Below are 12,042 nucleotides of genomic sequence, written 5' to 3'. Positions count from 1 at the left end.
TGTTTCTAGTAAAATAAAAAAGGTGCCTCTTTTTATGAGCATGATACTCGTAAAAAGGGGCACCTTTTTCTTTTTCTATATATGACAGCTGAGTCTAGCTTAGTGTATATTTACAGGTTAGCCGAGAATCTGCAGTTCTTTCGGGAAGCTCGTTAACAGTTCTACACCATCTGCAGTCACAATAACCTCATCCTCAATCCGGACACCACCGAGACCTGGGATATAAATACCGGGTTCGATCGTAAAAGCCATTCCTTCGGTTAACAATTCCTGATTCGCACCATGGACAGAAGGATATTCATGTACATCAATACCAAGACCATGTCCAAGACGGTGGAGGAATCGATCCCCGTAACCGGCATCAATCGTTACTTGTCTAGCAGCCAAATCTACCGAAGCTAAAGTTGCACCTGGTTTTACACTTTCAATTCCTTTTAGATTAGCTCCTAGTACCGTGTTATATACCTTAGTAAGTTCAGGAGATAATTCTCCAAAAGCAAAGGTACGGGTAATATCAGAAGCATAACCATTGACATATACGCCCATATCAAACATCAGCAGGTCACCGTAAGCAAGTTTACGAGTGCCGGGTACACCATGAGGGAGTGCAGTGTTTGGTCCGCTGAGAACCATCGTATCAAAAGAAGGACCGGAAGCGCCGAGTTTCTTCATTTGATATTCCATTTCAGCAACAAGTTCAACCTCGGTCACGCCTTCTTTCACGTGAGTGAGTCCTCTGCGAAGCACTTCTTCAATCATATTCGCTGCAACTTTCATTCTTTCTACTTCGTGAGGTGCTTTACGAACACGCAGTTCACGAAGAAGAGGACCGATATCCACAAAATTTTTGGCTTCCGCATATTGAACAAGTTCTTCATATCTGGACAAAGATAGATGATCTTTCTCAATTCCAAAACTGTTCATCGTACGAGGAAGGTGTTTTTTTAAGATATGATAAGGGTTATCTGTATCTTGATGAGTGACGATATTCTTTACAGTAGAAGCCGCTGAAGCTGCTTCTTCATCAAGGCTCGGTACAATTAAAGTGGGCTCTTCCCCTTGTACCAGAACAAGACCAAGGAAACGTTCATGAGGGTCGCTTGCAAATCCAGTCAGGTAGTATACATGTTTTGGATCGGTAATGAGAACGCCGTCTAGTGCATGAGTGGTTATCGCTTGATTCAGTAATGAGATAGGTTGTTTTGTCATTATTCGTTACCGCCTTTTCTTTCAGTATCAATATCTATTATAAAGCTTCTCTACAAAAATCCCAAAAGAGAGAAAAATAAATAAATCGATTCCTTGTAATTCTATCATAGACCTCTTGTTACATGAATTGTATTGCTTGATCACTTGTTTTCTTTTGTGGTTCGTTTCTTGTATGATAATAGTAAGGCATGTCTGTTTCCACCCGAAAGGATGAATGGAATGAATACAAAAATAGCAATAGTCACCGGTGCGAATTCAGGAATGGGACTAGCCACTTCTATGGAACTCGCGTTACAGGGATACCATGTTGTGATGGCCTGCAGAAATGAGGAAAGAGGACGTATAGCTCTAAAAGAAGCGATCACGGCCACAGGGTCAAAACAGATCGAACTCATGAAGCTGGATCTAGGATCTTTACATAGTATAAGAAGTTTTGTCTCGGAGTTTACAGCCACCCACCCAAAACTCGATGTTCTTATTAATAATGCAGGTGTTATCTGTTTAAGAAGAGAAGAGACTTCGGATGGATTTGAAATGACACTCGGCGTGAATCATCTAGGACATTATTTATTAACCCGACTATTGATTCCTTCTCTTAAGGCAGCCGCAGAAGCCCGGATTATTAACGTTTCTTCAGGCGCTTATAAGGCAGGGAAGATTCACCGGGAGGACCCCAATTTGAAGAAGCGTTATCATGTGATTAAAAGTTATTCACAATCGAAGCTCGCAAACATATTGTTTACGAGAGAGCTTGCTGAGCGCCTTCAAGGGACGAATATAACCGTAAATGCATTGCATCCTGGAGCGGTTGGAACGAATATAGGAATTAATCGTACAACTGGATTTGGAACAGCCATTATGGCGATGGTGCGAAAAATCCCTTCATTCCTTACACCAGAGGAGGGGGCAAGAACAGCGATTTATCTGGCGGTTCATCCTGAAGTAAAAGGGATCACAGGAGAATATTTTTATGAACAAGAAATTCAGGAACTAAAACCGAATGCTCTGGATAAAGATACAGCCGCTTTTTTATGGAACTGGAGTGCAAGGCAGACGGGACTACCTATTGAGATAGAGTGAAGCGATTAACTAGGGTTGGTACCTAATGGAATCAAGCCGATTTTCGTATGGATCACTCACAGGTGATTCTGATAATCTAGGAATTATTATCCAAAGGATGAGATGATAAGGTGTAAGATACTAGACCTGGGGGAGACAACACTTGAAGGAACCAATGATTGAATTTAGTTATGCACAGCGGGATGATCTACCTGATATTGTTGCGATTTATAACTCTACGATTGCGGGGCGTATGGTGACAGCAGATTTGGAACCCGTTACGGTAGAGAGCCGCATTCCGTGGTTTGAAGAACATACGCCCGATAAGCGCCCCCTATGGGTCATGAGGGTGGACGGCCAGATTGCAGGTTGGGTAAGTCTGAGTTCCTTCTATGGAAGACCAGCCTATGATGGTACAGTGGAAGTCAGTGTTTATGTGAGTGAAGCTTACCGGGGAACCGGTGCAGGAAGCAGGCTCATGGAAAAAATCATTCAAGATTGTTCACGTCTTCAGGTGACGACCTTGCTCGGATTTGTATTCGGACATAATGAACCCAGCCTGCGGTTATTGCAAAAGTTTGGGTTTGAACAATGGGGATACTATCCCGAAGTCGCTGTGCTTGATGGAAAAAAACGCGATCTTGCCATCCTTGGCAAGAAATTGGATGCTTAAATAAGAAAACTCGCTCTTTCAATTGAGAAAGGCGAGTTTTTTTGTTATGACTTTACTTTTCTTCGGAAGGCTTGGTTAAGCACTTCAGACAAAACCAGTCCAACAGCAATGGTTCCTGCAAGAATCAGGGCTTTTGCTGCGTGTTCTACTGCTGTAGAATAATCATTCTGTACAAAATAACGCATGGCATTATAAGAAAGACCGCCGGGGACGAGAGGAATAATACCCGCTACGCTAAAGATAATGACAGGTTGTTTGTATTTTCGAGCAAAAAACTGGCTCATAACACCAATGACTACCGTTGCGGCAAGTGTAGCGGAAACGGCTTGGTATCCCGGCTCGATTACAAAATAAATAAGCCAGCTCAGCATGCCAACCGTTCCGCATGGAATGAGCATATTTCTGGGCGCGTTAAAAATCAGGCCGAATAGGAGAGAGGCAATAAAACTGGTAAGCCCCTGTTCGATGATCGGAATTAGCATAACACCTGAATACCTCAGCTTTCTTTTCATCACAGATTAATAAAATAATATGAACAATAACGCCTTGGTTTACATTAAGGTAAATACCACCGCAACCCCTGCCCCAATAGCAAAGGCGGTTAAAAAGGCATCTGCCCCTTTGGACAATCCCGATACGAGATGGCCTGCCATCAGATCCCGAATTGCATTGGTAATAGCAAGACCCGGAACAAGCGGCATGACAGAGCCAATAATGATCTTGTCTAGCTCTTTACCCGCTCCGATATAGACGAGAAACAGGGATAACAGTCCAATAATAAAGGAGGCAACGAACTCTGCAAAAAAGCGAACTTGTACAAGCCGCTGAAATAAACTTACGGCAGCATATCCTGCTCCTCCGCACAAAATGGCAGGTAAAAAATCAACCCATTGTCCTTGAAACATAATCGTGAAGCAGCCACTTGCTAGTGCAGCAGCAGCCGTTCGCATCGGGACACTAAATTGAACAGAAGAACATTCGATATCTTTTAATTTATGATAAGCTTCGGAAGGATTTAGCTCTTGATTTCCAATCATTCTGGAAACGTTGTTGACAGCTGACACCTTGTGAAGATCGGTCGTGCGTTCTGAAATTCGAATGATTTTGGCAGGACTGAGTGAATCCGTAGAGAAAAGAATTCCTGTCGGAGTTACATAACTATTTGAATGTGGCATTCCGTATGCGGAAGCAATTCGCATCATCGTATCCTCGACTCGGTAGGTTTCAGCCCCACTTTGAAGCATAATTTTTCCGGAAAGCAAACACACCTCGATAATTTTAGTCGTTATATCGTTCATGTCTGTCGTTATCGATGGTTCCACTTTGTCCAAAATCGTTCTCTCGCTTTCTTTATGTAGGTTTAATTACACATTGTATCATAATTTTTTCATTTTCCATAAGAAACCGAAAACTGCCAAAACGCCTGTATTCTTTGCAATACCGATGGTGGGGTATCGTGAAGAAAGCAGGCGCTATATACGTGCATTCATGGAATTTACGAATGATAAATGATCAATAATTTATGAGTTATGAATGATCAATATTATACAGTACACGAGCGAGAATATCCTGACTATAGTTCCCAAAATTTTTACCATAGAGAGTGAGTCCTCGTTTGTTCGTGTTTCCTTCTGTTACGGCAATTCGAAGAAGAATATCGCTCTTGTAATGAAGACCAATATGACTGAGTGTAACATCAGATATGCGGCAGCCATCTATAAAACTTCCTTCTTCATTAATTCGAATCAGCTTCAGCATGCCATATTGGTTCAGATGCGGCGGCCACCAATCTGGGTTAAATGTACCCTTTGTATCACCAAAATCGCCAGGACTTGTCCAGCAGCCGATCTCGATACCATTCACATAGAAGTAAATATCAGAAGGATAGTTATTATTAAAACCCGGTGCCTCGGAGCTCAGCTCCATGGAGAATTGAATTTCGCTGAAGGTTTCATTTGATTTCAAGTAGTTGGGAATCCGGTATTCCAAAAATCCTTCTGACAGCCAGATGAGTTCAGCATCAATTCGCATCGGATCAGCGAAATAACGAGGTTCATCGAAATCACCAACAATGCTGTCTTTTGTAGCTAGGCCGCAGGTAGGAACAGCATAGTAATTGCTGAAATGTCCAACTTTAACCTCTACCTCATAGCGGTTATGAACTTCTTGACTTCGAAGGTCCACCATTAGCTTATCTTCATTCAAATAACAGATCTTTTGAATTCCGTGTTTACCTACGGCCGTGTTGATATTAATAAGGCCGCTCTCCTCAAGCTTTTTGATATGCATCGTCACTGCTCCATTCGTAAGCTGAAGCCGATTCGCGATATCGTTAAGGTTGAGGCTTTGATGATGAGACAACATTTCTATAATTTGAATTCGAACTTCCGAACTAAGCGCTTTGAAGATGGGGACTCCAGACATTAAATCTTTTATATAGATCATGATAAAATCCTTTCCCGGCAATGAAAAAGACGGCATCTGCGGTCACACATTTCATTGCGAGTTTAGTTGAAATAACTTTAAAGAGACGAAAATCAATATAGTAGTAATCATACAATAGTTTGCTACATAAAAGAAATAACGGAAGAGCGTTATCCCCAAAGGGATAGATCGTTACAAAGCGGCTTACTTCACCATATTCTAATCGATGAAAAAGCTGGGAACAACCATTATTTTAAAAATAAAAATAAGGAAAAAATGCCCTTGTCAAAAAATGAAAACGCTTTTATAATCTGGGAAGCCTAAACTATTTTATATAAATGGAAAGTAAAATAGGTTAGTCCAATCATATGAAGGTGGTGTAATTATGAAAAAAGGCAAGAAATGGTTAGTTGCAGGTCTACTCGCAGGTTCGCTATTTGGTCTGAGCTCAACGGGTTTTGCTGCATTCTGGAATGTAACAGGAGATACGGGTGTTCATGATCCTAGTATCATCAAGGAAGGAAACAGTTGGTATACTTTTTCTACAGGTCAAGGGATTCAAGTGTTGAAATCGGATAATGGAACTCAGTGGTACCGGGTTCCGCAGATTTTCTTAACTCCGCCTTCGTGGTGGAAAACCTATGTCCCGAAACAGACTACGAATGACGTATGGGCTCCAGATATTCAGGAGTACAACGGCAGAGTATGGCTCTACTATTCCATTTCTTCCTTTGGTTCTAATCAGTCAGCAATCGGACTAGCTTCTGCATCAAGCATAGGTGCAGGGCAGTGGAGAGATGATGGACTTGTCCTTAGAACAACAACCTCTAACAATTATAACGCAATTGATCCGAACTTGGTTATCGATGCTTCCGGTGACCCTTGGCTGGTGTTCGGTTCTTACTGGAGTGGAATTAAGCTGACGAAGATTGACAAGAATACGATGAAGCCAACAGGCAGCATCACATCCATTGCAGCAAGACCTTCGAACTCCGGAGCGATTGAGGGACCGAGTATGGTATACCGAAACGGATATTATTATCTTTTTGCTTCCATCGACAGCTGTTGCCAGGGTGTGAATAGTACGTACAAGATTGTATACGGTCGTTCCAAGAATATTACCGGTCCATTTGTTGATAAGAATGGTGTCGATATGCTGAATGGCGGTGGAACGATCCTTGATACGGGAAACGATAAATGGAAAGGTCCAGGCGGACAAGACATTTACGGCACGAACATCATCGCAAGGCATGCTTACGATGCAGAAGACAATGGGAATCCTAAACTGCTGATTAGTGATCTGAACTGGGACTCGAATGGATGGCCGAAATACTAAAATTCACTGTTTTTTATGCTTGTGTTTATATTTATTTAAAATGATTTAAAAAAACGTTGAACAGTCTTCTAATATTTGTTACATTATAAAAACAAACAAAGTGATTTATACATTGTTATATTTTTATAGGAACTAGTAGTGCTAGGCCTACCTGAGCGCTTGTAAGGTGCCTTCTCCACGAGACCAATGTATACGTTTACAGCAGTTAAGGGAGAAGGCTTTTTTAAGATATGGGGAAGAGAACTCTGTGATTCGTGTCCGCTTCCTTATATCTCAAGAAATAACCTTATAAGATGGTATACACAATATTTACGAGGAGAGATATAAACTATGAGTTTACAACAGAATCCTATGCAGTGGAACAACCCAGTCGTGGCCCAGCGTGCAGATCCTTGGGTATACTTGCACGAGGATGGTTATTACTATTTTACAGGTTCCGTTCCTTCCTATGACCGAATTGAAGTACGACGTGCAAGAACACTAGCGGAGCTAGCAGGAGCAGAACCTGTTGTCGCATGGAGAAAATATGAAGCAGGACCGATGAGCAAAAATATTTGGGCACCCGAAATCCATTATATTGATGGAAAATGGTATATCTATTTTGCAGCAGGTCAAGCGAGAGAAGGAGAAGTGGATCACTCTTTCCGTCACCGGATGTACGTTCTTGAGAACGAATCTCCAAATCCACTTGAAGGAACATGGGTAGAGAAGGGGCAGGTTATGACCGAGTGGGATAGCTTCGCACTGGATGCTACGACTTTCGAACATCGAGGTAAACTATACTACGTATGGGCACAACAAGATCCTAATATTAAAGGGAATTCTAACCTCTACATATCTGAAATGGAAAATCCATGGACGCTTAAAGGCAAGCAAACCATGATTACTACACCGGAATACGACTGGGAAGTCATTGGGTTTCTAGTGAATGAGGGCGCAGCTGTACTGAAGAAGAATGGTAAAATATTTATCAGCTATTCAGCCAGCGCTACAGATCATAACTACAAGATGGGTCTTCTCACTGCTTCTGAAGATGCAGACCTGCTCGATCCAGCTTCTTGGATCAAGAATAAGGAACCTGTCTTTGAAACGAGTGAGGCGAATGGACAATATGGCCCTGGCCACAATAGCTTCACTACGTCTCCAGATGGAGAGACGGATATTGTGATCTACCATTCAAGAACTTACAAAGAGACGATTGGTGACCCGCTGTATGATGGAAATCGTCATGCAAGAGCACAAATTATCACTTGGAACGAAGACGGTACGCCTAATTTTGGTACACCTGTTGCAGATGGTCCTATTTCTCTACAACAAAAAGAGCTTGTTAAAGGGTAACACAGAAGATACACATGATAAAAAGAGGACTCTTATCCGAGCACATCGGACGAGAGTCCTCTTCATTATATTCTAAAGAGACGTTTATAGCTTAGGTACCACGAGATCTGTGCCATATACAGCCACCCACTGGTTCATAACATTCCACCCGCCATCTTTATAAGTAAGAACATTCTGAACATATCCGAACCGATCTGCATTATACTGCCCCATAATTCCTTGGAAGATAAGAAGTTCGTAAACTCCATTCTGATTAAAATCCACTGGATATACCCCGCTTACGGGCAAGACGTCGCCTTGCAGAGGCTGCTTCAGCTTGCCATTCTCGTTATAAATATCCGATAAGTAGTCACTTCCGCGGGAGGAGATATCAATAAGATACGATTGCCGGTTATTTAAGCTCGTTACTCGCACCCGGTAATAATCAAGATACTCTACGGTATATTTCTGCTCTTCGTTATATGGATTGGTATCAAAAAGAGTACGGAGCACTGCCTCTTTATAAGTATAGAGGAAGTTATATGTCATCGCCCCCGAACCTCCGGATTGAATGGAGATAAATAGATCCGGTATTCCATCCCCTGTAAAATCTCCAGCAAAGAGAGTAGGGCTGTAACCGGACTTTTCCGGGAGAGGAAAAGAAGCTTCTGCTCCCGTACTGCCATTACGAATCACGAGAGTAATATCCGTTACATATTCGCTGTCAGGTGCACTTTTATTCCAAGCAAGCTTTGCTGTATCTACGGTACCATCCCCGGTAAAGTCACCTGTAACGATCGGAGATTCATGCTCATATGGAGCACGCTTGTTACGAGCGTTTTGAAGAACGTAAGTATAGGTGGCATACGGAGAAAATACGGCTTGACTGCAGGGCTGAAGACCTGCGCGATAGCATTGTGTGGGTGCGTAGAAGTATGGATTAGGATGTATCATCATATAGAGGATCCTCCATCTTTTTTACAACAGCCTATGTTCGAACTTCATGATGGGTGAGTGCCCTGGTGATTCAAATGTTTTTACCGTCATATATAGAAATTTAAACAACTTTAAAGAGCCTTACTACACACAAAATTGTAGCAAGGCTCTTATATTTTTATAACATCATTAAACAACTTTATAGTTTACAAGTTGCAAGTAATAACCATTGGGTGTTCTTGATACATGATCATTTTGGACTGGATATCGCAGACAAGTATTTGACAGTGAAATATCTAATTTTGCATAAGAGATATCTGTTAATGATGATCTTTCTTCGTAATATCAAGTGATTTGGGAATTAGAATGAAGAGAATGACTGCTACGATCATCATTATAATTCCACCTAATAGGGCTGTTATTACAAAAGAGTCGTTAAACGCAGCAGTAGCTTCCGTAGCAAGCTTAGTAAAGCCCGTTATCTTAGCGACTTCAACAGCACCTACTACGGATTCGTTAGCGATATGAGCTAATTCATCAACAATTCCATGAGATGAAAATGCTTCAATATCTAAATAGGAGCGATAAAACTGTGATGCAAGACTCCCAAGAACAGCTACACCAAATACGTTGCCAAGATCATACATGGATTCTTCAATTGCAGCAGCATTTCCTGCTTTTTCTGTTGGCGTTTCTAACATGATGAGAGCAGAAGCAACCGCTAACGAAGCAGTACCAGCTCCGACTAATATTAGTGCTACAGCTAAGGTTGGATATGTTAACGGATGTCCGAAGAAATACATAATGAACATACCAATAGCTGCAATCGCAATTCCAATGGGTAGTACAATTTTTGCACCTAGACGTGCGGCTAATCCCGGAGCGATTGGAGCGAAAACCATGGCTCCTGCTGCCATTGGTAACAGATAGAATCCTGCTTTAAATGGTGAAAGTCCTTCAACCACTTGTAACCATTGGGCAACTAAAAAGAGGACAGAAGCCATTGCAAACATAGTCATTAGTGCCGCAATCGTTCCAGCTGCGAAAGGACGACTATTAAATAGCCTTACATCAAGCATTGGATCCGTACTTGTTAAATTACGTCTCACAAACAATATGAGCATAACGATGGCAACTACAATAATAATCCATGGTATGAATTCAGAAATCCCTTGTTTTGAAAATTCTTTAATACTCCAAACAAGTGCAATGATACCTCCGACGGATAAAAAAGTAGACGGTATATCCCAGCGATGAGCTTGTGATTTTGATACGCGTGATTCAGGTAATAAGAATAGACCAGCTACGATAGCCATTAAAGCGAATGGAACATTAATTAAAAAGGCTGAATGCCATGAAAACTTTTCAAGTAAAGCTCCTCCGATAATTGGGCCAAATACAGCACCCACAGAAGAAACAATCGACCATACAGCCAGTGCTGTTGCTCTTTCTTTAGGATTTTCAAAGATTACACGAATCATAGAAAGTGTCGTTGGCATGATTAGAGCCCCAGCAATTCCGAGAAGAAATCGAATAGCGATTACATATGATGCACTTTCGGCAAAAAATATGAGTAAAGATACTAAGCCGAATAGAGCAAAACCAGTTATTAAAGCTTTTTTACGTCCCCATTTATCGGCTAGAGCCGTCATAGGAATAATAAAACCCGCTAAAATGAGTGAATAGATATCAACAATCCATAACTGCTGAGTAGAAGTGGGATTTAAATCTCTCACAAGGTCAGGTAAAGCCATAATAAGAATCGTCATATCCATCATAACAACGAATAAGCTAGCTGCAAGAACGATTAAAGCAGTCCACCTCTGCTTTGTTGTCATCATATCTGACGTTTTTGAAAAAAATGAAGCCATCTGATTGCTCTCCTTTTCATCATCATTTTTACAAACCGACCGTACGGTCTATGAAAGGAGTATATCTAATAAAAGTAGTTTATTCAAGTGGAAATTTGCGTGGTTTATTTTAAATTTAAACGGATAAACAGTAGGATAAGCCCTAGAAACGAATTGTTTTTGTTTGTGCTATAATGAATAACAATGTTAATCTCTTCACAGTAGGAGTGGAAAATTTGAGAGAAAAGATACTACAGGTGGCAAAAGAGCTATTTATTAAAAATGGTTATAATGCTACTACAACTGGGGATATTGTGAAATATGCTGGCAGCAGTAAAGGAAATTTATATTATCATTTTAAAACAAAAGAAAATCTCTTTTTGGAAATTATAAATATGGAAGATGAAAAGTGGTTTGCAGAATGGCACGAGGAAGAGAAAAAGTGTCAGAGCAATAGAGAAAAGTTTTATCTATTTAATGAATTATCGATTACAACGGATGCCTACTATCCTTTGCAAACAGCTATTACGGAATTTCAATCTAGAGAACATGAATCAAAACATATTGAGGAAAAAATAAAAGAATTTGAACAGCGATATGTGGAGATATACTTAGATATTTTTAGTGCTGGAAATAGAGAAAATGAATGGCATATTCAAGATGTTGAATATGCTGCTCAGATTGCAGCTGCCACAGTCAGTGGAATTATTACTTATAATCCAAAGATCGATAAGAACAAGAGGATGGAGCTTATGAAGCGCTTTTCTCACATATTTTTAAAAGGCGTTGAATGAAACGAATCTAAATTATAGGAGCTAAGCTCATGAAGAAAATTCTGCTTTTATGCATAATGATGATCTTTGTGACAGGATGCACGAAAGTTAATCCAGAAGAGGCAGCAAATCATATTTTAAAAGATCAAGAAAATGGTGTTTCCGTTATCGTTTTCACAAGCAAACCGTGGGAAGACTCTTATAGAGAATCATTACAAAAAAATATAGATTACATCAATAATAATCTTAAAAAGGATGAGCCCATTTTACATGTTTCGTTTATAAATGTTGAACAAGATGAGCGATATGACTACAAAACGTTATTTGAATTAAAAACAGATCCCCAAATCTTACTCTTTGAGAATGATGAAATTAAGCTGAGAACGAATGATCCGGATGAGCTTGTTCCGTATTACGAAAATGAGTCAATAGGAAAATAAGCGGCATATAAAATAGAAAAAGAGA

12 protein-coding genes are annotated in these 12,042 nt (G+C 40.6%); 6 read left to right on the top strand and 6 right to left on the bottom strand.

All coding sequences use genetic code 11. The features are described from left to right. Positions 1-117: 117 nt before the first annotated feature. A complete protein-coding gene (locus KJS58_RS14785) occupies positions 118-1,209 on the bottom strand; it encodes a M24 family metallopeptidase (protein ID WP_213533421.1) in 1,092 nt (363 codons plus the stop codon). 219 nt (positions 1,210-1,428) lie between these two features. On the opposite strand from KJS58_RS14785, the gene KJS58_RS14780 reads away from it, so the two are divergent. After that, positions 1,429-2,289 (top strand): SDR family oxidoreductase, encoded by an 861-nt coding sequence (locus KJS58_RS14780; RefSeq protein WP_213533419.1) that lies wholly within the window; start codon positions 1,429-1,431, stop codon positions 2,287-2,289. Positions 2,290-2,443: 154 nt separating this feature from the next. Further along, complete coding sequence (locus KJS58_RS14775) at positions 2,444-2,941, top strand: GNAT family N-acetyltransferase (protein ID WP_213533551.1); 498 nt, start codon at positions 2,444-2,446, stop codon at positions 2,939-2,941. 44 nt (positions 2,942-2,985) lie between these two features. Here the strand turns inward: KJS58_RS14775 and KJS58_RS14770 are convergent, their stop codons facing one another. The 3 genes from KJS58_RS14770 to KJS58_RS14760 form a co-directional block, all read right to left on the bottom strand. Next, positions 2,986-3,411 (bottom strand): threonine/serine exporter family protein, encoded by a 426-nt coding sequence (locus KJS58_RS14770; protein ID WP_213533549.1) that lies wholly within the window; start codon positions 3,409-3,411, stop codon positions 2,986-2,988. An 81-nt stretch (positions 3,412-3,492) separates the two neighbouring features. After that, entirely contained in the window at positions 3,493-4,239 is a 747-nt protein-coding gene (locus KJS58_RS14765; RefSeq protein WP_213533547.1) for a threonine/serine exporter family protein, read from the bottom strand. A gap of 229 nt (positions 4,240-4,468) precedes the next feature. Then, positions 4,469-5,386 carry an ArsR/SmtB family transcription factor gene (locus KJS58_RS14760; protein WP_191797318.1) on the bottom strand — a complete coding sequence of 306 codons (918 nt, stop codon included), beginning with the start codon at positions 5,384-5,386 and terminating at the stop codon, positions 4,469-4,471. 364 nt (positions 5,387-5,750) lie between these two features. Between KJS58_RS14760 and abnA the strand changes: the two genes are divergently transcribed. Continuing rightward, positions 5,751-6,701, top strand: coding sequence for an arabinan endo-1,5-alpha-L-arabinosidase AbnA (gene abnA, locus KJS58_RS14755; RefSeq protein ID WP_213533417.1), 951 nt, complete (start codon positions 5,751-5,753; stop codon positions 6,699-6,701). Between the two features lie 330 nt (positions 6,702-7,031). Beyond that, a complete protein-coding gene (locus KJS58_RS14750) occupies positions 7,032-8,039 on the top strand; it encodes a glycoside hydrolase family 43 protein (RefSeq protein ID WP_213533415.1) in 1,008 nt (335 codons plus the stop codon). Between the two features lie 84 nt (positions 8,040-8,123). Here KJS58_RS14750 and KJS58_RS14745 read toward each other — a convergent pair whose 3' ends face one another. Together KJS58_RS14745 and qac are read right to left on the bottom strand one after the other, a co-directional pair. Continuing rightward, the gene (locus tag KJS58_RS14745) at positions 8,124-8,975 is read right to left on the bottom strand and encodes an FG-GAP repeat domain-containing protein (RefSeq protein WP_213533413.1); all 852 of its coding nucleotides are present in this window, start codon (positions 8,973-8,975) and stop codon (positions 8,124-8,126) included. Between the two features lie 299 nt (positions 8,976-9,274). Beyond that, positions 9,275-10,825, bottom strand: a complete 1,551-nt coding sequence (gene qac, locus KJS58_RS14740) for a QacA/B family quaternary ammonium compound efflux MFS transporter (protein WP_213533411.1) — start codon at positions 10,823-10,825, stop codon at positions 9,275-9,277. A gap of 215 nt (positions 10,826-11,040) precedes the next feature. On the opposite strand from qac, the gene KJS58_RS14735 reads away from it, so the two are divergent. Both KJS58_RS14735 and KJS58_RS14730 read left to right on the top strand, forming a co-directional pair. Further along, complete coding sequence (locus tag KJS58_RS14735) at positions 11,041-11,598, top strand: TetR/AcrR family transcriptional regulator (RefSeq protein WP_306433094.1); 558 nt, start codon at positions 11,041-11,043, stop codon at positions 11,596-11,598. A gap of 29 nt (positions 11,599-11,627) precedes the next feature. Continuing rightward, positions 11,628-12,017 carry a hypothetical protein gene (locus KJS58_RS14730; RefSeq protein WP_213533407.1) on the top strand — a complete coding sequence of 130 codons (390 nt, stop codon included), beginning with the start codon at positions 11,628-11,630 and terminating at the stop codon, positions 12,015-12,017. Positions 12,018-12,042: the final 25 nt, after the last annotated feature.

This window comes from Paenibacillus sp. J45TS6 (assembly GCF_018403285.1).
Lineage (GTDB): Bacteria > Bacillota > Bacilli > Paenibacillales > Paenibacillaceae > Paenibacillus.
Note: the sequence above shows the minus strand (reverse complement) of the source record. Positions and strands in the feature narration are given on the sequence as shown.